The organism is Sphingomonas glacialis, from assembly GCF_014653575.1.
GTDB classification, from domain to species: domain Bacteria; phylum Pseudomonadota; class Alphaproteobacteria; order Sphingomonadales; family Sphingomonadaceae; genus Sphingomonas; species Sphingomonas glacialis.
The window spans coordinates 672,313-695,554 of sequence record NZ_BNAQ01000002.1 but is presented as its reverse complement, the minus strand read 5'-3'; the positions used below and the strand labels follow the sequence as shown (position 1 = coordinate 695,554).

General features: G+C 64.0%; 23 protein-coding genes and 1 pseudogene. 4 read left to right on the top strand and 20 right to left on the bottom strand.

Annotated elements, in window-relative coordinates; all coding sequences use genetic code 11:
* Positions 1 to 47 precede the first annotated feature (47 nt).
* Positions 48 to 1,247, top strand: coding sequence for a hypothetical protein (locus IE187_RS09905; RefSeq protein WP_189676086.1), 1,200 nt, complete (start codon positions 48 to 50; stop codon positions 1,245 to 1,247).
* Between the two features lie 515 nt (positions 1,248 to 1,762).
* On the opposite strand, the gene IE187_RS09900 is transcribed toward IE187_RS09905, so the two are convergent.
* The 13 genes from IE187_RS09900 to IE187_RS09845 all read right to left on the bottom strand — a co-directional run bounded on the left by IE187_RS09900 (position 1,763) and on the right by IE187_RS09845 (position 13,345).
* Positions 1,763 to 5,155 carry a hypothetical protein gene (locus IE187_RS09900; protein ID WP_189676085.1) on the bottom strand — a complete coding sequence of 1,131 codons (3,393 nt, stop codon included), beginning with the start codon at positions 5,153 to 5,155 and terminating at the stop codon, positions 1,763 to 1,765.
* Positions 5,155 to 5,400, bottom strand: coding sequence for a D-Ala-D-Ala carboxypeptidase family metallohydrolase (locus IE187_RS21705; RefSeq protein WP_189676084.1), 246 nt, complete (start codon positions 5,398 to 5,400; stop codon positions 5,155 to 5,157). The genes IE187_RS09900 and IE187_RS21705 overlap by 1 nt, the downstream gene beginning before the upstream one ends.
* A 13-nt stretch (positions 5,401 to 5,413) precedes the next feature.
* Entirely contained in the window at positions 5,414 to 6,223 is an 810-nt protein-coding gene (locus IE187_RS09890) for a hypothetical protein (RefSeq protein WP_229839340.1), read from the bottom strand.
* A 114-nt stretch (positions 6,224 to 6,337) separates the two neighbouring features.
* Entirely contained in the window at positions 6,338 to 6,862 is a 525-nt protein-coding gene (locus IE187_RS09885; protein WP_189676082.1) for a hypothetical protein, read from the bottom strand.
* Position 6,863: 1 nt separating this feature from the next.
* The gene (locus tag IE187_RS09880) at positions 6,864 to 7,022 is read right to left on the bottom strand and encodes a YlcI/YnfO family protein (RefSeq protein WP_189676081.1); all 159 of its coding nucleotides are present in this window, start codon (positions 7,020 to 7,022) and stop codon (positions 6,864 to 6,866) included.
* A gap of 307 nt (positions 7,023 to 7,329) precedes the next feature.
* Positions 7,330 to 7,638, bottom strand: a complete 309-nt coding sequence (locus IE187_RS09875; protein WP_189676080.1) for a helix-turn-helix domain-containing protein — start codon at positions 7,636 to 7,638, stop codon at positions 7,330 to 7,332.
* A gap of 178 nt (positions 7,639 to 7,816) precedes the next feature.
* Positions 7,817 to 9,943 carry an AAA family ATPase gene (locus IE187_RS09870; RefSeq protein ID WP_189676079.1) on the bottom strand — a complete coding sequence of 709 codons (2,127 nt, stop codon included), beginning with the start codon at positions 9,941 to 9,943 and terminating at the stop codon, positions 7,817 to 7,819.
* Complete coding sequence (locus tag IE187_RS09865; protein WP_189676078.1) at positions 9,940 to 10,308, bottom strand: hypothetical protein; 369 nt, start codon at positions 10,306 to 10,308, stop codon at positions 9,940 to 9,942. Before IE187_RS09865 ends, IE187_RS09870 begins: the two co-directional genes overlap by 4 nt.
* Positions 10,305 to 10,520, bottom strand: a complete 216-nt coding sequence (locus tag IE187_RS09860; protein WP_189676077.1) for a hypothetical protein — start codon at positions 10,518 to 10,520, stop codon at positions 10,305 to 10,307. Before IE187_RS09860 ends, IE187_RS09865 begins: the two co-directional genes overlap by 4 nt.
* On the bottom strand, positions 10,517 to 10,822 hold the full coding sequence (locus tag IE187_RS21860; protein WP_229839339.1) for a MarR family transcriptional regulator: 306 nt from the start codon (positions 10,820 to 10,822) through the stop codon (positions 10,517 to 10,519). The genes IE187_RS09860 and IE187_RS21860 overlap by 4 nt, the downstream gene beginning before the upstream one ends.
* 212 nt (positions 10,823 to 11,034) lie before the next feature.
* Positions 11,035 to 11,220: a helix-turn-helix domain-containing protein gene (locus IE187_RS09855; RefSeq protein WP_189676076.1), complete on the bottom strand. Its 186-nt coding sequence runs from the start codon at positions 11,218 to 11,220 to the stop codon at positions 11,035 to 11,037.
* A 90-nt stretch (positions 11,221 to 11,310) separates the two neighbouring features.
* Positions 11,311 to 12,024: a hypothetical protein gene (locus IE187_RS09850; RefSeq protein WP_229839338.1), complete on the bottom strand. Its 714-nt coding sequence runs from the start codon at positions 12,022 to 12,024 to the stop codon at positions 11,311 to 11,313.
* Between the two features lie 22 nt (positions 12,025 to 12,046).
* Positions 12,047 to 13,345, bottom strand: a complete 1,299-nt coding sequence (locus tag IE187_RS09845) for a tyrosine-type recombinase/integrase (RefSeq protein WP_189676074.1) — start codon at positions 13,343 to 13,345, stop codon at positions 12,047 to 12,049.
* A gap of 529 nt (positions 13,346 to 13,874) precedes the next feature.
* On the opposite strand from IE187_RS09845, the gene otsB reads away from it, so the two are divergent.
* The 3 genes from otsB to IE187_RS09830 are packed head-to-tail and all read left to right on the top strand — an operon-like array spanning position 13,875 to position 17,781.
* Positions 13,875 to 14,621 carry a trehalose-phosphatase gene (gene otsB / locus IE187_RS09840; RefSeq protein WP_189676073.1) on the top strand — a complete coding sequence of 249 codons (747 nt, stop codon included), beginning with the start codon at positions 13,875 to 13,877 and terminating at the stop codon, positions 14,619 to 14,621.
* Positions 14,618 to 16,399 (top strand): glycoside hydrolase family 15 protein, encoded by a 1,782-nt coding sequence (locus tag IE187_RS09835; RefSeq protein ID WP_189676072.1) that lies wholly within the window; start codon positions 14,618 to 14,620, stop codon positions 16,397 to 16,399. The genes otsB and IE187_RS09835 overlap by 4 nt, the downstream gene beginning before the upstream one ends.
* Complete coding sequence (locus tag IE187_RS09830) at positions 16,396 to 17,781, top strand: alpha,alpha-trehalose-phosphate synthase (UDP-forming) (protein ID WP_133190710.1); 1,386 nt, start codon at positions 16,396 to 16,398, stop codon at positions 17,779 to 17,781. Before IE187_RS09835 ends, IE187_RS09830 begins: the two co-directional genes overlap by 4 nt.
* A gap of 252 nt (positions 17,782 to 18,033) precedes the next feature.
* On the opposite strand, the gene arsH is transcribed toward IE187_RS09830, so the two are convergent.
* The 7 genes and pseudogenes from arsH to IE187_RS09795 form a co-directional block, all read right to left on the bottom strand.
* Positions 18,034 to 18,732 carry an arsenical resistance protein ArsH gene (gene arsH / locus IE187_RS09825; RefSeq protein WP_189676071.1) on the bottom strand — a complete coding sequence of 233 codons (699 nt, stop codon included), beginning with the start codon at positions 18,730 to 18,732 and terminating at the stop codon, positions 18,034 to 18,036.
* A pseudogene (locus IE187_RS09820) lies at positions 18,732 to 19,980 on the bottom strand (arsenic transporter). The gene arsH and the pseudogene IE187_RS09820 overlap by 1 nt, the downstream one beginning before the upstream one ends.
* Positions 19,980 to 20,408, bottom strand: coding sequence for an arsenate reductase (glutaredoxin) (gene arsC / locus IE187_RS09815; RefSeq protein ID WP_189676255.1), 429 nt, complete (start codon positions 20,406 to 20,408; stop codon positions 19,980 to 19,982). Before arsC ends, IE187_RS09820 begins: the two are co-directional and overlap by 1 nt.
* A 59-nt stretch (positions 20,409 to 20,467) precedes the next feature.
* Positions 20,468 to 20,821, bottom strand: a complete 354-nt coding sequence (locus tag IE187_RS09810; RefSeq protein ID WP_133190704.1) for an ArsR/SmtB family transcription factor — start codon at positions 20,819 to 20,821, stop codon at positions 20,468 to 20,470.
* Positions 20,822 to 20,915: 94 nt separating this feature from the next.
* The gene (locus IE187_RS09805; protein WP_189676070.1) at positions 20,916 to 21,314 is read right to left on the bottom strand and encodes a cupredoxin domain-containing protein; all 399 of its coding nucleotides are present in this window, start codon (positions 21,312 to 21,314) and stop codon (positions 20,916 to 20,918) included.
* A gap of 203 nt (positions 21,315 to 21,517) precedes the next feature.
* Entirely contained in the window at positions 21,518 to 21,700 is a 183-nt protein-coding gene (locus tag IE187_RS09800; protein ID WP_133190700.1) for a CsbD family protein, read from the bottom strand.
* 103 nt (positions 21,701 to 21,803) lie between these two features.
* Positions 21,804 to 23,108 (bottom strand): NRAMP family divalent metal transporter, encoded by a 1,305-nt coding sequence (locus IE187_RS09795; RefSeq protein WP_229839337.1) that lies wholly within the window; start codon positions 23,106 to 23,108, stop codon positions 21,804 to 21,806.
* Between the last annotated feature and the right edge of the window lie 134 nt (positions 23,109 to 23,242).

The following is a 23,242-nucleotide window of genomic DNA, read 5'->3' as shown; positions in this document are numbered from 1 at the left end:
CTGCCTCGCGCATAAAAGAAGGGTCGAGTTCAGAATACGGAGGCAACATGCTCGACACCATCGTGAAATCAATCATCGGCAAGCTCGACGTGCACTTGGCGGAAGTCCGGGCGCAGCGCGCGCAGATCGAGCGGGAGCGGGCCGGTGGCGCTCCGCGGACGATCACCACGGCCATCTTGAAGCATCCGGAAGGCTATGCGTCGTCACCACGTGAAGCCGCCGAGTCCGCGCAGAAGGCCTATGCGAAAGCGCGGAAGGACTGGGAGAAGCAAGGCATTCCCCTGCTGGCGCTGGCGGCAACCCTCGCCATCGCGCGCGAACGTCGCGACGAAACCGCGGCCGTACTTAGCAACCACGAGGAGTCGGAGGCGATCCGCAAGAGCACGAAGGTGCATCCCGACTTCCGGCGGCTCAACGACGCGATGATAGCTCACGGCGTTCAGACCGGTCACGCTGCAACTGCGGCAGATGGGACCATCGCCATCGTCAGCGATATACTCCAATGGGCCGGCGCCGATCCTGAAATGCTCGACCCGTCGTCACCCCTGCCAGCGATCCTTCAGGTTTACGCGTCGCGCCTGATTCTCACGCCAGGCCAGTTCGGGGATCGGTCCAGATCGAAGCCCGGCGTTCCGGTGCCGCAGGTCAAATACACAGATCCCGAACACTACCTGTTCAATGGGATGGTCGAGCCGCACCACGGTTCGCCTCAACCAACAGAACGGCCAAACGTGGCGGCCAACGCAAGCGACGAAGTGGCCCGCGCCGCCACGACAAGCCGAGAGGCTTCGCCGCGAACTGATAGCGCGGAGCCGATCCAGGATGCCACCGCGTCTGCTGCGCCGGTCCTGCCCGTACAGGAATCGGAGGTAGCGCCGCCCGGTGCTGTGCAGATCACCCATACCGATGAATATGCGCTGCCGCCGCATATCTCAGAGGCAGATGCCGCGCAGATAGTCGAGGGTGGACGGCGTTGGGTCAACATTGATACCGATTGGCCGTTCGAACTGAAGGTAGCGATCGGCTTCACGACTAAGACGGATGCCGAAATAATCGCATCAGTCGAAGCGGCAGTCGCGCCGGCCGGTGAAACGCCATTCCGATATTTCCTCGATGCGGCGCGAAGCGGCGGGGTCGATGCTGGGCATGCCGCCTACCGTGAGGCGACAATACGCCGTTTCGCATACGAGTTCGCGACGAGGGACGAGTGGAAGGACGTCCGCGCGAATTTGAATGTGCCGTGGTAAGGCGCCCAACTGCGTACCGGAAGCGGGGCACCGTTGTTCACGCGCGGTAGAGTTCAGTCGGGTCGAAGTCGCAAGGCGGTTGATGGATAGATGCACTCCGGTGCATGACGCGGAAAGCCCCTGATTCTATCGAAGGCCGCGTTATGTATTTCCTCGCAATGCTTATCGCAGCCCAATCGCCTGGCGATGCCAATTCGTGGAAACTGGTCGTCTCATGGTCGCAAGGCGGGACGACGGTGATCGATTACCCGAATGAGCAGCGCTGTCGGCGCGGTCAGGCTGCCATCGAACAGGAGGCGCAGCGCCGGCAAAACGATAGTTCGAGTCGGCCGACGCCGAACGGTGGCGTCATCGTTGGCACACGGTGGACAGTCTATGGGTTTTGCATCCCAGGATAGGCTGGCGTCGAAGAACAAACCGGCTACAATCGCTTCATGACAGCACTCGAGATCGCGGGCGCTTGCGCCTTAAAGGCTGTGATTGTTGGGTTGTGGCCGAGACGGAAGCCCGCGCCGTCAATTCGGCGCGCCGCCCGAGGCAACCCAGCCCCCGCCGACAGCGCCGAGCGAAGCACCCAGGCGAGTGTTGTTAGCCCGGATGTAATCCTTGTAGAGCTGAGACGCGTTCGCGAGGTCGGAAAGCGTAGCCGCTGACGCTGCTGGGTCAGGGTTGAGCAACAACTCAGCGATGCGGTTTGCCTTCTGCGTGGCGCCTTCACCCACGCCCATAGCGATGCGGTCTCGCAAGCCAACACCAGCAATGCGGGCGGCGGTGCCGGGGATTGATGCCCCGTGCGTCATCACAGCAGCGCCAGCGTGGAGTGCGCCCTCGGCCACGGGATTTGCAAATTCTTGATCTGCGATCGTCCTGGCTGCGGTGTCAGAATTGCCCAGGATCTTGTTGTGAGCGCGCGCAAGCTGCCCCTCTAGATCGCGCTGGCGCAGAAGGTCGGCGATGCTCGGCATATCCGGGTGGAGCGCCGCCAATCGCTGTTCCGCGGCCGGCGTCCCTAGCGTCGCATCAAACGGGTTTGCATTGAAGCGAGCCGAGTTTGCCCTGGCCATCAGCGTGTCACGATAGCCCAACTGCATCTGTGCGAGATGCTCATCCGTTTGATTGCCAACCTGCATTGCCAGCTCGTTAGGATGCAGCGAATAGGCATCCTGCCCCCGCGCCATAGCGTCGCGTGCCTGGACCGGCCCCGCATAGGCGTTGCGCGCCTCGGCATAGGCTGGGTTGTGGCTGTCCACCTCGCTTAGAAATTGCTGCCGCACTTGGTTCTGCGCCCGCCCAGCTTCGTCCAGCACAAGACGTCCTGTGATCGGATTACGATGCTGCTCGAGCACGTCATCCATCCCGCGCTTCACATAGTCGAGCGTCTGTGTGGTGTAGTTTGGGATGCTCGCGGCTGCTGTCGGGTCGGGTGCGCCCGATAGGCCACCCTCTGCGCGGCGCAACGCATCGCGTGCCATGACGACACGCTGCTGTGCCTGTCCCATGTCACCGGAACCGTTGCGGGCCATGCGGTAGGCGTTCTGTGCATCGTCTAGCTCGGCACGCGCGGCGAGGTGGTCGGCGATCTGCTGGTTCGGCTGTGGATTGAGGATCGTGTTACCCTCGGAATCCTGTGCGAACCCCAACTCGCTAGGCGCGCGCCGTTCGTTGGCGGCGATCGTCTGCGCTCGGCCAAGCGCCTGACGACCGAACGGCGTGTTGAGAGTGCCCGCCAGTTCGGGGGTCCCGGGAACGGCATTGGCGTAAGCCGAGTCGTAGAGCGGGCCAGCAGCCGTGCGAGCCTGTGCGGTCATGTCTGCGCTGATCTGGGGGATATTGCCGATAGGACCTAAATCCCGCTCCACGGCATTGCCGAACCGGTCGATTTGCCCGCGCGCTCGCGGCAAGAGCGCGCTTTCTGCGGTAGCCGCGGCGTCAGGCGAGCGGCGCACCGCGGCGCCCGTCAAAGAGGTAAGCGCCGGGTGCGTATCCGCAAGCGCCATAGGGACCCCCAAGCGCTGCGCCTCGGCTAGCTGGGCTGCGATACCGTCAACCCCCGCCGATCCGGCCTTCTTCATTATCAGCGCCTCGGCAACGGACGGCTTCGGCGGTGCGACCGTTGGCGCGACTTCCGGGATATTGAGCGCGCGCCGGCCCGCGTTGCCGACTTCGTTTGCTACACCGGTTACGGCTTTTCCTGCGCTGGTACGGGCAAGCGCCGCCGCTACAGGCGAGACGACGTTGCGGCCGATCGTGCCACCGCCAGCGCCCGCAATCGAGCCGAACAAAGCGCCCGCAACCCGATTGTCTGGGCTGCCCCCGGCGCCTGCGTATGCGCCGCCGACTAGATCGGAGGTGACAGGCTTTGCGAGCAAGGCCGCGACCCTCGAGCCGCCAACGCCGCGGGCTGCTAGGCCAGCAAGGCCCGCCTCTGCGCCAACGAAAGCCGGAAGGGTGCCGATAAGCTGCCCCACGCCCTTGGCAATCGGGTGGACTTCGCCCGCAGCGTGCGCGGCAAGCTCAGACTGTCCCGGCTTGCCAGAGAGGTAATCGGCCGCGTCTCCCATCTTGCCGAACGTCAGCGAGTTCAAGCCGTCGTATGCGCCGATCCCCGCGGAACCCAAGGTACTAAGCCCGATCTCATTGCCGGCGCGGGTGTTGGCACCCTGCTCAACGTAGTGCTTCACAGAGACGAGCGGGCCCTTATACCCAGGATTGGCGCGCAACACTTCCTGCGCCTTGCTGACCGATGCGGGATCTACGCCGGGATAGCCAAGAGGCTGCAACACGCTGTTGATTTCCGCGGCGCTTTTGCCAGCTCGGATCATCTGCGCGACTTGCTTTTCGACCTTGGGATCGTCCTGATTGAGATACTGCGCGGTGGAGGCGGTCAGGCTTCCGGTGGTATCGCCGACTAGGGGCGACTGCGTGTTAGCCCCCGGCATCGAGTCACGGTTCCCGGGTGCAGCGGCGACAGTAAGGCCGTTCGTGGAGGCAGGAACCTCATAGCCCGGCTGTTTCGTCAGCGCCCTGTAGGCGTTGTTGATGCCGCCATGAATCGCAATCATGCGGTTGGCCATGTCGGCCTTCATCTGCTCGAAAGCGGCTTGCTTCTGTGCAACGCTGCCATTGCTGTTGATGGTGCTCATCGCTTCTCGACGTGCGCTATCGCTCAGCACGCCAGCACCAGATGGCGAGCCCGCCACCACCTTGGCATATTCGTTGACGAACGTGTTGTGCGCCGCGTCAGCCTTGGAAATGGTTTCTCCGCCAAAGAGGCGCTGGATAGCGTTGCTCAGCATGTTGACCGGTGTGATTGGGCTTTGGAACGGTAGCTCGGCGCTACGGTCGATATACTGCTGCCCGTTGGCGAGCGCAGTCTGCTCGTTCACGCCGATCGTTCCGGCCATGTTCTCGAGATTCGAGATCTGCTTGGTGCCCGCCTTGTAGTGCGCGATCTGGGCAGCGGCGTCGGCCCCGTTTAGCCCCGCGGCACCACCGAGACGAGCCACCTCCTGCATGATAGCCTGGCGGTTCGCCGCGGCCTGCTTGCCCATGCCGATCGCGGGCATAGGGGCGCCAGCCAGCACCTGCTGCGCATAATAGGTCGTGGTGGCAGGATCGAGCCCAGCATCCGCCTCACGGTTAGCGCGCTCGAGCGCGTCCGCCTGGGCTTGTTTGAGGCGCGCGTCTGCCGCCCGGATGGCCGGCGCGTTCCTTGCGTCAGCCTCCGCCTTTGTCGCGTCAGCCGCGGCCTTGCGCTTGTCGTAAGGCGTGACGGCATTGTCGGCGCGGGCTTTGTCGAGCCGTTCCTTCTCGATCTGAGCTGTATACGGATTGGCCCGGCCGATGATGACGCCGCCGCCTTGTGGGGCAGGGGCCGGCGTGCGGTATTTGTCCCAAGGTCCGGGCATTATCGAGATCCAATCGCGCCGAAGAGAGGCACGCGCCCATAGCCGGGCAGCGTGACGTGGATATGGTTGCCTTCGTCCAGGAAACGGGCAGGGGTGCCCGCGTAATATCGCTGGAGGTCGGGGAGGTTCGCACCAGCGTAATCGACCGCGTCACCGTCCAGATGGTGGCTATGCGGTGCGCCCCCGACAGCCGCGTTGCCCGCTACGGTCCTGCGTCCGCTAGTGACAGTGCCAGGCGCTTTCATAGGATCGGGCCAGCTAGCGAAAGGTGGCGGTCCCGCTGGGGGCCGCACCTCCCGCCGCCACAGGCTGCCAGTTGCTTGGGACCGAGGGGTCGCCGCCCGTAAATCGATGGCCGTCCTCTACAGTCCCGACCGCTGGCACCGATGGTGCGCCGGTATTCGCAGCCGCCCCTTGGAGGCCTGCGCCAAGGGGCACGCCATCCGGCCCCACGCGATAGAGCGTCTGCGTGCCGTCATGGTTATCGACTGCGATCGTGGTAACCTTGGGCGTCGGATCCTGATAGACAATGGCCGGCTTTCCATCGGCCCCGACCATGCCGAGCGAGCCGTTGTTGGTTTCCCAATAGTGCGGCGCGGTGGCTTTCGGGTGCCCCACGTCAAATACCTTACCGCCCAGTTCTGCGAGGTCTTTATTGCCGGTGGCATATGCGGCGCTAATCGCTGCATTGCCGCCACTCCCGTCTAGCAGCGCCTGCGCAACAGATGCCTGCTGCGTCTGCTGCGCCACGGCTTCCTTCTTGTTAGCGCGCGTCTCGAACGCGCCGCGCACATTGTCCACGACGCGACCAAGGCCCTGCCAAACCGACGACACCGGGGAATAATCGGATTGGGAGAGCTGCGCAGCCTGCTGCTGCTGGAAGAGCAACTGCGCGGGGGTCAGCTTCGTCCCGCCCTTGCCCCACACGAACGGGGCGGGGGCAGGCGCGGGCAGTGGCGGAGCAATGCCCGTCATCCCGCCCAGCTGGTCCTGCCCAGCGTAGCCGTTGAAATCACCTTGCAAGCCAGGATTGGCGCGACCGAAGAACGAGCCCATGCCTGCCATCATTCTGCGTCCTGCGTTTCAAGGTGGCCAGCGAGACCGAGCATCCCGCCGGGGGGCTGAGCTGGCACGCCGAGCGCTTCCACGGGGGCGTGTTGTGCAAGCAATTCCGCCACCGTCTTAGTGGACTGTGCGGATGCAAGTGGGCGCCGGTTCGGCTCCATCTCTGTTCCCCTGAAGAGAGTAATTCTTGGCCATTTCGATCACTTCGACAGGCACGGACGCCATAATCCCCTTTGCGGTTTCGACCGCCTCAGCATCGCCGGCAGCGCCTAGGCGTTCGTACAGGCTCAGCGCTTCGGCGACGCACTCCCAACCGATCGAGAACCGGCCCCGATCGCGGAACCGAAGCCCGGCGTTGAACAAGAGCATTGCAAGCATGTTCGCGTCCGTCGCGTCGCCATGCGCGGCACACAACCGAGCCAAAAGCAGCCCGCCAGCGTCCCTCAGATCGGAATCGGGGCCTTCCCGTTCCGGCGCGTAAAGGTTGGCCGACCAATCATCTCGGATATAGCGTTGCGCGCTCAAATCGCCGTTGGCGGAACCGAGCAAGGCCAGCGAGGCCACAAGTCCTACGCCGGCATTGGCATCGAATTGCGGAAGCTCGAGGCCTTCGATCGTCAAGGCGCCGTGCGTGGCGTCCATCTCAGTTGCTAACCTGGGTGAGCTCGCGCCGAAGCGCGCCGCGCACCAGCTCAGAGAGGCTAACGCCTTGCTGGCTCGCCTTGATCGCCGCATCTGCCCGCAAACCATGCGGAAGTCGCAGCGTTGTGGCGGAATCCTGTGGGGTCGTGCCGCGTGCCATAGAACACACTCCATTTGAAAAAAATATCAACATCACCGGGGTGGGGTTCAACGGCGGGAAGCGCGGAGCCCTTGGGTCAGCCGCGAAAAGGCGCGGAGGATTTCAACCGCGCAAGGGTGCGTGAAGATCGATCAACCGCACGCATTCTTGTGATACATTTCGCGCGCTATGCCAAGTGGTTTCTCGCGCGCGCGCGCGTATTGCTCTCGTAACTGCGGACCGCCCGCACTAGAGCCGTTAAATGCCCTTTATTTAACGGGGCGGCATCTTGCCCGATACTAGAGCCCAGCCCCTTTACGGCGTCCGGTTATTGCGGAACATCCGCACTCCAACGCTCTGCGGCTACGCGCGCGGCACGCTCGATTAGCTCCGGATCAAGCTCGATCGCGGCAATCAGCACCCGCAACGCTCGGGAAGGTGCAACGCGCGCCTGCTCCTGGTCCTTCATCAAGCCGAACGTGAGGCCGAACCGATCGGCGAAGGCGCTTTGCGACAGCCTTAGGCGCCGGAAGCGAAGCCGGATTAGGTCGCGGGCAAAGGCGGTCTTGGCGAAGATGCCATCGCTCACCGAGGCGGAAGCGCTCCGTATTTGCACCGTATTTTCGGGGTAGGCCATGCTGTTTCCTTCCTGTTGTTTCAGGGCAGTCGGCTGCCCCGCAGCGCGAGATCGCCATTCATCGGTCTTCGCCGCCTAGCTCGTTTAGGGGCTGGCGAAATTGCGGACGTCCAGCACCCCACCCTCTACTTCCCTGTATTTTACTGTCGCGTCATTGCCCTGCGGACCGCGGAAGGGATCACAGCTCGACATCGTCACCCCCTTCACCGGGCGCTAAGATCATCAGGGAATTAGCGGGCGCGGTGGCCCGAGAGGCCGCGCCGGTATCCCCTTTAGGGGAGGGTGTGTTTGGGGTGTCGGTCGGGGGTACTGGTCGGGGGCGGTCGGGGAGCGTGGTCGGGGGGCGGTCGGGGTGGTCGGTCGGGGAAGTTTCGGCCACCTCGCGCAGACCCGAAACGTCACGCGATTTCGCCTTGTCCCGCCATAGGATTGCCTTCTCAATCCGGTTGATCCGGAACAGCCGTTCCATCGCAGCCTTCATCCGATCATTGCCGATATTGCGCCCCTCGGGCATCTCCGCGAACACCGCCGGCGCATAGTTCGTGCCTGATCCATCGGACACTCCACGGCCCTGTCGCGTGCGTTCTGCCAGGCACGCGAGGAAGGCGGCATTGTCTGCGGTGGCCTGGATCGTGGCGGCAAGCACGCGGCGCTGATCTTCGGGCAGGTCGGAATTCAGGATCAGTGCGAAGTCGTGCCAGCGACATTCCACGGACTCGCCCTGACGCGCATAGTTCGCCTTACCAAGTGACAGCCGGCGGGCGTCCGGGTCGTCCTTGTTGTGGCGTTCCATAAGGAGCTGCGACCGCACCGCGTTGAGCCACGCCGTGCTGCCCGAGTAGGAATCGCCAGCCTTGTTGCGGTGGGCGATCAGCAGGATGGTGACGCCTAGATCGCCGCAGATCTGGTACAGCAGGTTCACGAACGCAGTGACGTGGCTGCGGTCGTTCTCGTTGCCGGCGAACAGGTGAGCAACGTTGTCGAGGGTGACTAGCTTGGCGCCGGTGTGCTCGATCGTGGCCCGCAGCGTCTTGTATGCGGGCGACGCCCGCAATTTCCCCTCGCTGTCGAAAGTCGCCAGCTCATTGTTCATCCGGCCACGGAGGCTGACAATGTGCAACCGGCCGATAAGGCGGTCGACGGTTGTGCCGATGGTTTGGGCGATCTTGTCGAGCCGCCAATGGTTCTCGCGCTGGTCGTCTTCGGCGGTGATGTAGAGCGCGGGGCCGGGCACGACGTCCATGCCGAGCAACCGCTTCCCGGCAGCTGCGCAGGCACTGATCTGCAGCGCGAGCGTCGATTTGTTGGTCCCGCCGTCGCCGGTGATGATCACGACGTCATCGCGTGGAATGAACGGCGCCATGATGAACGCCTTCGGGGACGGCGCGGTGCGTGCCCATACCGCCAGGTCGGCGATGTCGAATATGTCGGCCTTCGCCACAGGCGCGGTCAAGGCGCCCTCTGACAACTGCGTCAAATCAAAGACGCGGTTCGAACCTATGCTGCTCTTGGTGTCGAGCCAGTCGCTGACGTCACCCTTCGGCGGCAAATCGGGGAGCTTAAGCGCCGCCGCTTGGCCGGCGACACCGGCAAGCACCTTCAGCACTGCGGCAACATGGGCTGCGCCGGGAGCGTCATTATCCTCGAGCGCCACGACACGACGCCCGGCGAGATGGACGGCTAGATCTGCGGTAAACTTGCCAGCGCCGCCCGGATTGGTGGTCGCGACCAGTCCTTCGCGCGTAAGGCGGTCGACGTCCTTCTCGCCCTCGCAGACGTAGACGATCGCCGCAGGATCGGCCGCCAGAAGCTCGGGCAAGCGATAGGGCACGCGAGCCACGCCCTGCATGCACCCGCGGGCGGAATGGAAGCCGCCGCACCCGTCCGGACCGTGCTGCAGGAACGGCGGTGACATGTCTTTGCCGCGCCGCTCGACGCGGAAAAGAACTGTCCCATCAGGCCCGCGATAATCGTAGAACTTTCTGGCGATTGTCCCAGCGACCACGGGGGTGCGATCCTTCAAGCCCTGATCCTCGAGCCAACGCAGCGCGCCTGCTCGGTCGCAGCGCTGGCGATGCTGGATCAGGTCTAGGACGCCACCGCGCGCGCTACGGTCACCATCCGACTCGTGATTGCAGAACCAACCCTCGTCAGTGTCGATTTCCATCGATCCGTGCGTGCCAAAGCGGAGGCGGGAGCCTTTCGACATGCGTTCGTTGGGCGTGCCGAGCAGGCGGGTCGCGACTTGGGTCATCAGTTGCGCGAAGTCGAGCGGCTCGGGCAGGTTTGCTGCGGTCGCCATCATGCGGCCCTCTCGATTGTATTGTCGGATGAACGAGCGGCAGCATGGATCGGTGGCTCGTTGAGGTTGCGGAAGAACGGGCGCATGTAGCGTTCACCATGGTAAGCCCACAGCAGCGGGAGCCGGTGCTGGTCCCAGGCATCGAGCGCGGCTTTCCGCGCGTCGGGCAGAGTGCTCCATCCGCATAGCCAGGTCGGCGGCTTCCAGATGCCAAAGCGCCATTCATGGATGCCGACGATCCACGATCCATTCGCACCCTGCCGAAGCAGGATAGCACGCCGAACCGCGAGGCGAGGGGCCTTTCCGCGGCTTGCGCGAAGGTCCCGGGCGCGCTTCCAGGCAGCGCCCCAATAGATGCGCGCGCTCAATGCACGGCTCCGCGCGGAACCGCGACGGGGACCGCGGCCCGAACGGCATGACGATCGAGCAGGATCGACAGCCAATTGATCTGCTTTTCTGTCAGCGGCCCGAAATCGAAAGCGCAACCGCCGAGGAACTGCCCCTCTTTCCGACTGAGGACCGCGCCGCTAGTGAGGATTGCCATCGCCGCCTCGCGATGGTTCGCGAACTCATGGGTCATGATCCGCCTCCCGCGATCCATACGATTGCAAACTTGCCGCTGAAATTATGCCGCCGGCCGCCGCTGTCCCGGATCAAGCCGCGCTTCCGCAATTCCGACGTGCGGGGTTGCATGGTATCGCGGTGTATGTTGACCCGCGCCGCCAGCTCGTGCGTGGTAAGCCCGCGTCCGCCCGCCTCGCGAATAGCGACAAGAGCGATGCGCTGGAGGCGACTGACTCCAACGTCGAGCGATCTTGCCGCCCGACGCGAAGTGTCGGTGGCGCCATCTGCCGCACCATGGGGGTAAGACTGAATGTTCATGCGAACGCCTCGCCCCAGGCCAAGCCTGCGATGAGGTGCGCGCGGTTCCCGTTAACCCCGCAACGGGTATTCAAATGTTGAAGGCGAATGGTCGCGGTGCTATCATCGGCTTCGCTGGTGATGAGCATTTTCGTAAAGGGTCGCACGGCTGGCGTTGTGCGACCCTTTCGCGCTTTAACGGGCGCGGTCCTGGCTGTGATGAGCATGGTCGATCACGCAGCGATCTGCTCAAGCAGCTTGTTCTTCAGCCGGTTGATCGAGCGGCCAGTGATAAGGCTCTTCCGGCCGAGCTTCACCAGTTCGAGATCGCCACGGTTGATCAGGTTGTAAGCGTTCGCCCGGCTAATGCCGCCAAGCTCGGCTTGGGCCTGGGGTATGGAGAGAAACGGCTCGTCCATTGCGTTGCTCCTAATGGATGCCGGTATGCACCGGCGGGCAACGAGAGATTTCCGCCCCGAATCCCGGAGAAAACACCCGGGGGTTTTCGACTATTTCACCGGTTCCCCTTTGATCGTTTGCCAGTTTCCAGTTTCGGTTGCCGGCGCGAGATAGTTCAGGTGCCATATGGCGAGCGTTACGGCTTTCGCCGGCCCGTAGTCGGCGGCATACCCGTCGATCATTCGGCGGACCGACATAGCGGTGTAAACGATCGGATGATCGAATTGCTTGGCGCGACGGTGCTTGCTGGCTTTCTTTCGTGCGGTGAGAAGATCGTCAGCATCGATGTCCGATCCGAAAAAACGGCCGCGGAGTCGGCGAGCCGCCTCCGCCAGTTGCTGATCACCACGCGGATGTATCTCGATCCAGAACTGCGCCATCGCGGCGAGCGCCCCCGTTCTATGCTGCTCGTCTGGCGAGGTTCTCTGCCTTCCGCCTTGCTCGTTGCGGCGTTCCGCGAACATGGGATCGAGCCCATTATTGTACTGTTCCACGAGGGCTTCTATCGGGCGGTGAGCGGGCTTGAGCACATTGGGGTTGAAGCCCTGGCCAATCAGGAATTCCTGGATGGCGTTGAGCGCGTCAACGACGGCATACCGCTGATCATCCAGACCACCCGTTTCGTATAGCTCGGTAGATGTGGTGAGCTTCGCGTGAAGCTGATCCAGAGTGGCGCGCACACCCAGTTTGGCTGGCCCACGCGCATACCAATGCGTTGCACGCACTTCTGCAGCCGCGGCCTTGAAATCCGCTTCAGTCGGCATCGGCAGTAGCCCGTCTGCAGTATCAGTTCCCATTGATCGCAGCCCTAATAGCATTCGTCATGATGTATCCGCCCCACGCTTCGAGGAGCTTCCGGCGCATCTCGATGAAGTTCGTGCGCTTGTAGGCGCGGACCACTTTGTCCGGCACGATGTGGGCTATAGCAGCCTCAGCGACAGGGTCTGGGACGTCGGGCATCGTCTCGGCTGCCCAATCGCGAAACGAACTGCGGAAGCCATGCACGTCATACGGCCGATTGGCAGTGCGCATCACCTTGTTCATCGTCATATCGGACATGATCGCCCCGCGCTCACCCGGGAAGATCAAGTCGTTCGGATTGGGGGTAGACGCTCCTTTGATCTCCATCAGGAGAGCAATTGCAGGCGAGTTAAGCGTGACGGTGTGGGCCGGGGCATGCACACCCTTCATGATTTCCTCGGGGCGGTTCCAATCGCATTTATCCAGATCGATCTGTCCCCACCGCGCGCGCCGAACTTCGCCGCCCCGGGCGGCGGTAAGGATATGCAGCATTAAGGCGCGTCGGCCTTTCGTCGGTGCGCTGGATCGAAGTTCCTGCATGAACGCCGGCACGTCAGCAAACGGCATTGATTTGTAGTTGCCGCCCTTAGGCTGGCGGGGCAGTCCCACGGTCACCGACTTCCCGGGCGCCTCAGTCGTCCTCCACCCTTTGCCGTGGGCAAAGTTGAGCACCGTTCCGATACGCTGCCGCACCTTGCGCGCCATATCGGGCTTGCTGGTCCAGATCGGCGCGAGTGCGGTTGTTATTTGGGCGGCGGTAATCTGATCGACACGCACATTGCCTAACGTTGGAAAGGCGTGGTTTTCGAGCGAACTGAGGAAGGTCTTGGCTCCCTTCTCCTTCCATCCCGATTTCAGCGCTTCGTGCGCGTTCTTGGCGGCTTTCTCGAAACTGGGGATCTCCTGCCGGCTACGATCGCGCTCAACGACCGGGTTCAGCCCATCTTTGGCCGCGCGCCGCAATATTTCCGCCTTCTGGCGTGCTTCGGCCAACGTCAGCAGCTTCCGCTGAAGGATCGACAGGTCGGCGACCGGAATTGCGATGCGCGGCGTGGTCTTCTTCGGCCCAAGCCGGGCGACATCCACGGTGCCCAACCCAATATCGCGGCGCTTGCCATCGACTTGGACGCGCAGCACCCAGGTCTTCGTATGGACGGTCTTCGCAGTGGCCTTAGCGCTACCCAGCTTAGTGCGAATAGGCTGTGTCAGCAGGTAAAGGCCGTCGCCATCGGCTAGCCTGCCAGGCTGTGCGCTCAACACTTCAGCAGGCGTCAGCTTACCCATTTTGTTTCCCCACATTGTTCCCTCACATTGGCTTGGTTGTCGGTGAGCGTCAATGAACATCTGTGGAACGTCGAGCGTGAATCAAACGAGAACGCTAAGGGCTCAATGGGCAGCGGTGAGCAACCATGCTCAATAGGTTAGATGCTTCTTCCGGGACTCGAACCACCTACCGTTGAAAAATATGGATATTATCCGATCTATAGCGAGGACTCGAACCGAGAACCCGATGGCGCTCCTCTTCCGGGCACCATTCGTTCTTCGCAGGACATCCGACAACCATCGACAAAACCGCAGATTTTTGCCAGCTTGTCCTGTGTGGTGTCGGATGCTGTCCGAGCAGATTTCGGTCGATCTTAGCTCAATATGGGCCATGGCCCGAACCATTGGTGGCCCGTCTGAAAGATTGCCCGGCGGGCCATCCCGACGCGGTTGGCTGGATGTTTTCGATCGAGACCGATCATATCGGGATGTGCAGGCGCCCCTCACATAAGGAGCGCGAACGCGGGATTTGTGATCTAACGCAGGCGCGATGACAAAGCCTTTGCCACGACCGCCCGCTGCCCTGTTGCGGAACGCTTCGCTGTTCCTCGATTTCGACGGAACGCTCGTCGCGCTTGCCGCGCGTCCCGATCTGGTCGCGGTCGATGCGCGGCTTGCGGCGTTGATCGCGCGGTTGACGGAACGGCTCGATGGCCGCGTCGCCTTGATCAGCGGGCGCTCGGTCGATGGCATCGCCGCGCTGTTCGGCAGCCTGCCGCTCACGATCGCGGGGAGCCACGGCACGGAGGTGCGCTGGCGCGACGGAACGGTATCCGTACCGGAACGACCGGCTGCTCTCGATCGTATTCATGCCATCATGACAGAAGTAGCACACGCAACGCCGGGCCTGTTGGTCGAGACGAAGACGCTGGGCGAGGCGCTGCACTATCGCGGCGCCCCCCATATGGAAGCCGCGGCACACGCGCTCGCCGGAAAGCTTGCGGACGAGACGGGGCTGCACTTGCAGACCGGCAAGATGATGGTCGAACTGCGCGTCGGTGGGGCCGACAAGGGAAGCGCGCTACGCCAGTTGATGCAGCGGGCGCCGATGGCGGGGCATCGCCCGGTCTTCCTCGGCGACGACGACACCGACGAACCGGCTATGGCCGCTGCCGCTGCGCTCGGGGGTGCGGGCATCCTCGTGGGCGACCCGCGCCCGAGCAGCGCACTCTACGGTCTGCACGATGTCGCCGACACGCTCGCCTGGCTCGAAACCGCGTGCGAGCAGGCGGCATGAGCTCGGTCGATCTGTGGCCGATCGGCAATTGCCAGGTCAGCGCGCTCGTCGATCGGGCGGGCCAGTTCGTGTGGGGCTGCGTGCCGCGGATCGACGGCGACCCGGTGTTCTCGTCGCTGCTTGGCGGCGAGACGCCCGAGGCCGGCTTCTGGGCGATCGAGATCGAAGACAGCGTGCAAGTCGAGCAGCACTATGTTCGCAACACGCCGATCCTGGTGAGCCGCCATACCGACGCGACGGGCAACGCGATCGACGTGATCGATTTCTGTCCGCGTTTCGAGCGGCAGGGGCGCAGCTATCGCCCGGTGTCCTATGCGCGGATCGTGCGGCCGGTGACCGGCAGCCCGCGCATCCGCGTGCGGTTGCGTCCGACGTGCGGTTGGGGCGGGTCCTGCGGCGAGCAGACCGGCGGGTCGAACCACATCCGCTTCCTGATGCCCGGCATGGCGCTGCGTCTGACGACGACCGCGCCGGTCGGGATGGTCGAGGAAGAGCGCGCGTTCCGCGTCGAGCGGCCGCTGCATTTCTTCCTCGGGCCCGACGAGGGGTTTGCGGGCGATCTCGCCGCGACGCTCGACACGATGCTCGCCGATACCACGCGCTACTGGCAGGAATGGGTGCGCGGCCTCGCCATTCCGCTCGAATGGCAGGACGTGGTGATCCGTTCGGCGATCACGCTGAAGCTGTGTCAGCATGAGGAAACCGGCGCGATCGTCGCGGCGATGACGACCTCGATCCCCGAACATGCCGGATCGCAGCGCAACTGGGATTACCGCTACTGCTGGGTGCGCGACGCCTATTATACCGTGCAGGCGCTCAACCGCCTCGGTGCGCTCGACGTGCTCGAAAGCTATCTCGGCTACCTGCGCAACATCGTCGATGATGCCGCTGGCGGGCACATCCAGCCGCTGTACGGCGTGCTCGGCGAGGCGCGGCTCGAGGAGCGGATCGAACCGGCGCTCGCGGGGTATCGCGGCATGGGGCCGGTTCGCGTCGGCAACCAGGCCTATGAACAAATCCAGCACGATGCCTACGGCCAGATCGTGCTGTGCGCGGTGCACGCCTTTTTCGACACGCGCCTGTTCCGCATGGCGGGCCTCGAGGATTTCGAATCGCTCGAGCGCGTGGGCGAGCGCGCCTGGCTTAATTACGACGCGCCCGATGCCGGTCTGTGGGAGCTGCGCACGCGCAAGAGCGTCCACACCTATTCGTCGGCGATGTGCTGGGCGGCGTGCGACCGGCTCGCCAATGCCGCGCTGGCGCTCGGCCTGACCGATCGCGCGACCTTCTGGCAGGAGCGCGCCGACACGATCCGTGCGCGGATCGAGACCGCCGCATGGCGGCCCGAGACCAAGCGCATGTCGGCGACCTTCGCGGGCGACGATCTCGACGCGAGCGTGCTGCAATTGCTCGACCTGCGCTTCCTGTCGCCCGACGATCCCCGCTTCCTCGATACGCTGACGGCGGTCGAAGCGGGGCTGCGCCGTGGGTCGTTCATGCTGCGCTACGCGATCGAGGACGATTTCGGCCTGCCCGAGACCGCGTTCAACGTCTGCACCTTCTGGCTGATCGAGGCGCTGCACTTCACCGGGCGCAGTGCCGACGCGCGCGCGCTGTTCGAGGAGATGCTCGCCCGGCGGACCGCGGCGGGGCTGCTGTCGGAGGATATCGAGCCCGAGACCGGCGAATTGTGGGGCAATTACCCGCAAACCTATTCGCTGGTCGGCATGATCAATTGCGCCGTCCTGCTCAGCAAGCCGTGGAGCGCGATCCGATGAGCCGGCTGATCGTCATCTCGAACCGCGTGTCGGCTCCCAAGGGATCGCAGTCCGGCGCTCAGGGTGGGCTGGCGGTCGCGCTCGCATCGGCGCTGCGCGAGCATGACGGCCTGTGGTTCGGCTGGTCGGGCGAACGGATCGATACGTTCACTGGCGAGATCGACTATCAGGTCAATCAGGGTGTCACGACCGCCACGATCGACCTGGAGGACCAGGACATCGACGAATATTATAACGGCTATGCCAACCGGACGCTGTGGCCGCTATTCCACTACCGCGTCGATCTGGCCGAATATGAGCGCGATTTCGCGGGCGGTTACCAGCGGGTCAACGCGCGCTTCGCCGACATGGTCGCGCCGCTGCTCGAGGCCGACGACGTCGTGTGGATCCAGGATTACCATTTGTTCCCGCTTGGCGACGAACTGCGCCAGCGCGGCTGCGGCAATCGGCTCGGTTTCTTCCTCCACATTCCCTGGCCGCCGCGTCGGCTGCTGTCGATCCTGCCCGAAGCGGCGGAATTGGTGCGGCGGATGTTCGCCTATGACGTGATCGGCTTCCACACCGCCGAATGGCTCGAATCGTTTCTCGACTTCGTCCGTCTCGAGCTCGGCGGAACGATCGGTGCGGACGGGATCGTGACGCTCGGCGACCGCAGCGTGCGCGCCTTGGTGTGCCCGATCGGGATCGACACGCCCGAATTCGTCGAGCTCGCAGCGGGCGTGCCGGCGCGCCTGGCGTACCGGAAGATGCGCGACAGCGCCGATGGTCGCGATATGATCGTCGGGGTCGACCGGCTCGATTATTCGAAGGGGCTGGAGGAGCGCTTCCTCGGCTACGAACGGTTCCTGGTCGAGCATCCCGAAGAGCGCAAGGAAGTGTTTCTCCTGCAGATCGCGCCGCCGTCGCGTGGCGCGGTCGGCAGCTACCAGCGGATTCGCGACACGCTGCAGGGCCTGTCGGGGCGGATCAACGGTGCCTATGCCGATGTCGATTGGGTCCCGATCCGCTACGTCAACCAGGGCTATGGCCGCGATACGTTGGCCGGCATCTATCGAGCGGCGAAGATCGGGCTGGTCACGCCGCTGCGCGACGGGATGAACCTGGTGGCGAAGGAATACGTCGCCGCGCAGGATCCCGAGGATCCCGGCGTCCTGATCCTGTCGCGCTTCGCGGGGGCGGCCGCCCAGTTGACCGAGGCGATCCTGGTCAACCCGTATAGCGCCGAGGAAGTGTCCGACGCGATCCTGAAGGCCATGCGAATGGATCGCGCGGAGCGCATCCGCCGTTGGCGCGCGTGCATGGATTCGATTGAATCGCAGGACATCAATTGGTGGCGGCAGACGTTTCTCGACGCGCTCATGCTGCCGCGAGCCGGCGCCTAGGGTCTTGCGTGCCTGGACAGCGATCCTCCAATCCGAGCGGATTGACCGCAGACCCCGGCTAACCGGAGCGTTGGCTTGAACCCGGTGTGACAAGGCGCAGGGTCGTGGGGGCGGGGATATCCGCGCTCGGCAGGCGCAGCGGTGTCCCGTCGGAGCGCCCCCACTGAACCAGATTGCGGCCGAGCGCAGGGGCGATCGGCAGATCGATGATGCGCGACAAGCCGCCGGCCTCGTCGGTCGGCGCGATCGAGCCTAGCTCCGCCCAGCATCCTTTCGCTCGGAATAGCGGTCGACGAGCTGTGCGGTATGGGGTCGCAGCACGATCGTGAAGCGGACCAGCTCCTCCATCACGTCGACGATCCGATCATAGTAAGCCGACGGCTTCATGCGGCCCGTTTCGTCGAACTCCTGATACGCCTTTGCAACGCTCGACTGGTTCGGGATCGTGAACATCCGCATCCAGCGCCCGAGGAGGCGTAGCGTGTTGACGCTATTGAACGACTGCGACCCTGCCGATACCTGCATGACCGCGAGCGTGCGCCCTTGCGTCGGGCGCATCCCACCCATGGCGAGCGGCAGGTGGTCGATCTGCGTCTTCATGATGCCGGTGACTTGTCCGTGCCGCTCCGGGCTGCACCACACATGGCCTTCGGACCATAGCGACAGTGCGCGCAATTCGTGCACCGCGGGATGGTCGTCGCCTGCCACCTGATCGGGCAGCGGCAAGGTCGAGGGATCGAAGATCCGTGTTTGCGCACCGAAGAACTCGAGCAGCCGCGCGGCTTCCTCGACGCACAGGCGCGAGAACGAGCGTTCGCGAAGCGACCCGTAGAGCAGCAGGATGCGCGGGGCGGGATCATCCGGTCCAAGGCCGATCGCCGGACGCCGCCGGGCATAGCGCGGATCGAGCGCGGGGAGATGGGTTGGATCGGGCAGCGAGCGCAGCGGCATCAGCGAAAGCTGAGCCGTAGCGCCAACGCCGCGAGCGTCACCAGCAGGATCGGGATAGTCAGCGTCACGCCGACGCGGAAGTAATAGCCCCAGCCGATCTTCACGTCCTTCTGCGCGAGGACGTGGAGCCACAGCAGCGTCGCCAGCGAGCCGATCGGCGTGATCTTTGGCCCGAGATCGCAGCCGATGACATTGGCGTAGATCATTGCATCCTTGATCGCGCCGGTGGCGTGGGTCGCATCGATCGAGAGCGATCCGACGAGCACGGTCGGCATGTTGTTCATGATCGATGACAACAGCGCTGCGATCATGCCGGTGCCGAACGCCGCGCCCCATACGCCGCCATGTGCCGCGTAATCGAGCGCGACCGCCAGATGATCGGTCAGGCCCGCATTCTTGAGGCCGTAGACCACCAGATACATGCCGAGCGAAAAGATCACGACTTGCCACGGCGCCCCGCGGACGACCTTGCGGGTTTCGATCACAGAACCGCGCGCGGCGATGACGATCAACACCAGCGCCCCCACCGCGGCGGTCGCGCTGACCGGGACGCCCAGCGGCTCAAGCAGGAAAAACCCGGCAAGCAGCAGCGCCAACACCACCCATCCGGCGCGGAACGTCGCGCGGTCGCGGATCGCTTCGATGGGCAAGCGAAGCTGCGTCACGTCGTAATCGGAGGGGATGTCGCGGCCGAAGAACAGGAGAAGCGCCGCGAGCGTCGCCGCGATAGCCGCCAAATCGACCGGCACCATGACGAGCGCATAGTGCGCAAAGCCGAGCTTGAAGAAGTCGGCCGAAACGATGTTGACGAGGTTCGAGACGACGAGCGGCAAGCTGGCCGTGTGCCTTGGTGCCATAGCCGAGCGCCCGCAGCATCGCGATCACGATCGGGGTCAGGATCAACGCCGCGCCGTCATTGGCGAACAGCGAGGACACTGCCGCCCCCAGCAGCACGACGAGCGCGAACAGCCGCTTGTCGTTGCCGCCACCCCAGCGCGCGACGTGGAGCGCCGCCCATTCGAAAAAGCCTGCTTCGTCGAGGATGAGGCTGATCAGGATGATCGCGACGAACGCGCCGGTCGCGTTCCACACGATCCCCCACACCACCGGCACGTCCGTCAGCGTGACCGCGCCCGCCAGCAACGCGACGAGCGCACCGGCCATCGCGCTCCACCCGATCCCGAGCCCCCTGGGCTGCCAGATGACCAGCGCGAGCGTCGCGAGGAAAATCAGCACGGCGATCGTCATCAGGCGATCCGCGCGCCATCCGCGTCGATGACCGCCTCGCCATCTTCCTTGGTGAACGCCCCGATATGCGTTGTGGGCAACAGGTCGAGGACGATTTCGGACGGACGGCACAGCTTCACGCCGAGCGGCGAGACGACGATTGGGCGATTGATCAGGATCGGATGCGCGATCATCGCATCGAGCAGGGCATCATCGCTCAGCGTTTCGTCGGCCAAGCCCAGGTCGGCGTAGGGGGTGCCTTTTTCGCGCAACAGGTCGCGCGGGCTTAGGCCCGCCCGGTCGATCAAGCGGACGAGCAACGCCCGCGACGGCGGCGTCTTGAGATATTCGACGACGTGGGGCTCGATCCCGGCATTGCGGATCATCGCCAGCGTATTGCGCGACGTTCCACAGGCGGGATTGTGATAGATGATGATATCGGCGGTCATGCCAGGCGCGCGCGCGTCGGGCGTCGCGTCTTCGGGCACGCTGGTATCGATACGGTCGCTCATGCGGTGCCCTCTTCTACGCAGCGGCCACGCAGCACCATGTCGCCCATGCGCGCGCAGATTTCCGGATTGCCATCGCAACAATCCTCCAGGAGATATTCGAGCAGGTTGGCCATGCTCTCGTATCGTGCCGAGTAGATCAGCGACCGGCCATCGCGGCGGTTCTCGACCAGATCGGCATTGGTCAGGATGGTGAGGTTGGACGATAGGGTATTGGGCGGGACGTCGAGCCGCCGCGCAATCTCGCCGGCCGCGATCCCCTCATGCCCAGCCTGTACCAGCATCCGAAAGACGGCGAGCCGACTCGGATGGGCAAGCGCCGAGAGCGCTGTGACCGCGTTTTTTAGTTCCATTGTTCGACTATAGCCGAAATATCGTATTGTGCAATGAAAAGCGCTGACCTGTGTCGGGCCGACCCCGACACAGGATCCGTCGTTCGTGCGATCGTTATTGGATGCGGAACGCGCCGGTATACGCGTTGTCGGCATCGCCCAGCGTCGTGCTGCTGAACTGGAACATCCCGCCCCGGCGCGTCAGCGGAGCCTGGAAGCGGATCGTGGCGCGTTCGCCCGCTGCAAGGACGATCTGCCCGTCGCGCACGACACCACGGTCTTCGCGGCTCAGGCGCGCCGCGGCGAAAAAGGCCTTCTGCGTGAGGTTGTGGCCCTTGTCCGACCGGTTCGCGATATGCAGCACGTACGAGCCGCCGCGGCGCAGAGCGATATTGCGGGGGACAAAGCCATGATCGGTCATCGTGATCGTCACTGGCTGCACCGAGCGCGAAGCGGGGGTTTGCGCGAGGGCAGGGGTGGCCAGGGCAACCATGGCAAGCAGGACGGTTTTCATTGCGGTGTCTCCGTGTCGCATTCGCAGATGCAAATGACGGAGGGCGTGGATCGTTCCGCGCGCCGTCGGCTGTCGCGGTGTTCGGACCTTTGGGTGGGATCGCCCGTTTTAGAGCGTTCAAGCACCGCGCGAGAACTGAGGCAGGTCGTATCGTAAAAGGCCGCCGCGTCTCCGCGGCGGCCCCTGACAAGATCAGCGTTTGTTTAGATCTTGTCGCCGAGTGCGCCCTTGACGCTGCCCTTGACGTCCTGCGCGGTGCCCTTGAGCTGCTGCGCTTCGCCTTCGGCGACCAGCTTCTCATTGTCGGTCGCCTTGCCGATTGCTTCCTTGACGTTGCCGGCGATCTTGTTGCCTGCGGCGTTCAGCTTGTCGGTGAGTTCGCCCATGATTTTTCTCCATGACACCGCCGGGACCGCCTGCCGGCCCGGTCGTTTCGCGAACAGAACAGGCAAAGGCGACGTCGGTTCCGTGGTCGGCCGCGATCGTGCGTTATGCGTCGAATGTCGCGAACATGCCGATCGCCGCCAACGCCATCGTCGCGGTCGCCAGCCAGCCGGTGATCGACAGCATCCGCGGCAGGCGGAAGGCGCCCATCGCTCTCGGGTTGTGCGCCAGAAGCATCATCATGATCATCACGGGAACGGCGACGATGCCATTGATGACCGCGCTCCAGAACAGCGCCTTGATCGGGTCGATCGGCGTGAAGTTGAGCGCTCCGCCCACCAGCGTCGCGGCGGCGATCATTCCGTAGAAGCGCTTGGCCCGGCCCGGTTTGCGGGTGAGGCCGACATGCCATCCAAAGACTTCGCCCAGCGCATATGCCGATGATCCGGCGAGCACCGGCAGCGCCAGTAATCCCGTCCCGATGATGCCAAGCGCGAAGATCAGGAAGGCGAAGCGCCCGGCGATCGGTTGCAGCGCCTGCGCTGCCTGCGCCGAGGTCTGGATGTCGGTGACGCCGTGCGCGTGCAGCGTGGCAGCGGTCGTCAGGATGATGAACAGCGCGACGACGTTCGAAAAGCCCATGCCGACGATCGTGTCCCAGCGAATCCGGCGCAATTCGGACGGGGCCTGTTCGGGCGCGCGAATGAGCGGCTTGGCGCCGGCGCGTTCCTTGACGTCCTCGGCTTCTTCCTCCGCCTGCCAGAAAAACAGATAGGGGCTGATCGTCGTGCCGAGGATCGCGACGACCACGGTCAGATAGGCGGCGTTGAAGGTAATATCCGGGATGACCACCGCATGCGCGACGATGCCCCACGGCAGCTTCACGATGAATGCGACGCCGACATAGGCGAACAGCGATACGGTCAGCCATTTGAGCACCGAGACATAGCGCGCGTAGCGCACGAAGATCTCGAGCAGCGCGGACGCCACGGCGAACAAGGCGACATAGAGGAGTTGCGGCCCGCCGATCAGCAGCTGCAACGCCGCCGCCATCGCGCCGAGATCGGCACCGAGATTGATCGTATTGGCCACGACCAGCAGCGTGACGATCGCGTGGAGCAAGGGCGCCGGATAGTGTCGTTTGAGGTTGCCGGCGATCCCGCGGCCGGTGATCCGGCCGATCCGTGCGCTGATCTCCTGGATCGCGCACATCAGCGGCCAGCTGAACAGCATGATCCACCCGAGGGTGTAGCCGAACTGCGCGCCTGCTTGCGAATAGGTCGCGATGCCGCTCGGATCGTCGTCTGACGCACCGGTAATGAGGCCGGGGCCGAGCACATCGCGGAGCCTGGGGCGCTGGGGCTGTTTGACCGCGTCGGGTGGATTGGGCGATGCTGCCAGATCGGTCACGTATGCAGTCGCCTTGGTACGGCCGAAGGCCGGTTGCCGGACGCGTACTCCCGAAACGCGCTTTCTCCATAGCGTGTTCGATGCGCTACTCAACGCACGTTACACGGTTCCGACTGTGGGCGCGCCGCACCGAC

Excerpts from the sequence above, each read along its gene's own strand:
- IE187_RS09905 (WP_189676086.1), top strand. The coding sequence starts at position 48 with ATGCTCGACACCATCGTGAAATCAATCATCGGCAAGCTCGACGTGCAC.
- IE187_RS09900 (WP_189676085.1), bottom strand. The coding sequence starts at position 5,155 with ATGCCCGGACCTTGGGACAAATACCGCACGCCGGCCCCTGCCCCACAA.
- IE187_RS21705 (WP_189676084.1), bottom strand. The coding sequence starts at position 5,400 with ATGAAAGCGCCTGGCACTGTCACTAGCGGACGCAGGACCGTAGCGGGC.
- IE187_RS09890 (WP_229839340.1), bottom strand. The coding sequence starts at position 6,223 with ATGATGGCAGGCATGGGCTCGTTCTTCGGTCGCGCCAATCCTGGCTTG.
- IE187_RS09885 (WP_189676082.1), bottom strand. The coding sequence starts at position 6,862 with ATGGACGCCACGCACGGCGCCTTGACGATCGAAGGCCTCGAGCTTCCG.
- IE187_RS09880 (WP_189676081.1), bottom strand. The coding sequence starts at position 7,022 with ATGGCACGCGGCACGACCCCACAGGATTCCGCCACAACGCTGCGACTT.
- IE187_RS09875 (WP_189676080.1), bottom strand. The coding sequence starts at position 7,638 with ATGGCCTACCCCGAAAATACGGTGCAAATACGGAGCGCTTCCGCCTCG.
- IE187_RS09870 (WP_189676079.1), bottom strand. The coding sequence starts at position 9,943 with ATGATGGCGACCGCAGCAAACCTGCCCGAGCCGCTCGACTTCGCGCAA.
- IE187_RS09860 (WP_189676077.1), bottom strand. The coding sequence starts at position 10,520 with ATGACCCATGAGTTCGCGAACCATCGCGAGGCGGCGATGGCAATCCTC.
- IE187_RS21860 (WP_229839339.1), bottom strand. The coding sequence starts at position 10,822 with ATGAACATTCAGTCTTACCCCCATGGTGCGGCAGATGGCGCCACCGAC.
- IE187_RS09855 (WP_189676076.1), bottom strand. The coding sequence starts at position 11,220 with ATGGACGAGCCGTTTCTCTCCATACCCCAGGCCCAAGCCGAGCTTGGC.
- IE187_RS09850 (WP_229839338.1), bottom strand. The coding sequence starts at position 12,024 with ATGCCGACTGAAGCGGATTTCAAGGCCGCGGCTGCAGAAGTGCGTGCA.
- IE187_RS09845 (WP_189676074.1), bottom strand. The coding sequence starts at position 13,345 with ATGGGTAAGCTGACGCCTGCTGAAGTGTTGAGCGCACAGCCTGGCAGG.
- otsB (WP_189676073.1), top strand. The coding sequence starts at position 13,875 with ATGACAAAGCCTTTGCCACGACCGCCCGCTGCCCTGTTGCGGAACGCT.
- IE187_RS09835 (WP_189676072.1), top strand. The coding sequence starts at position 14,618 with ATGAGCTCGGTCGATCTGTGGCCGATCGGCAATTGCCAGGTCAGCGCG.
- IE187_RS09830 (WP_133190710.1), top strand. The coding sequence starts at position 16,396 with ATGAGCCGGCTGATCGTCATCTCGAACCGCGTGTCGGCTCCCAAGGGA.
- arsH (WP_189676071.1), bottom strand. The coding sequence starts at position 18,732 with ATGCCGCTGCGCTCGCTGCCCGATCCAACCCATCTCCCCGCGCTCGAT.
- arsC (WP_189676255.1), bottom strand. The coding sequence starts at position 20,408 with ATGACCGCCGATATCATCATCTATCACAATCCCGCCTGTGGAACGTCG.
- IE187_RS09810 (WP_133190704.1), bottom strand. The coding sequence starts at position 20,821 with ATGGAACTAAAAAACGCGGTCACAGCGCTCTCGGCGCTTGCCCATCCG.
- IE187_RS09805 (WP_189676070.1), bottom strand. The coding sequence starts at position 21,314 with ATGAAAACCGTCCTGCTTGCCATGGTTGCCCTGGCCACCCCTGCCCTC.
- IE187_RS09800 (WP_133190700.1), bottom strand. The coding sequence starts at position 21,700 with ATGGGCGAACTCACCGACAAGCTGAACGCCGCAGGCAACAAGATCGCC.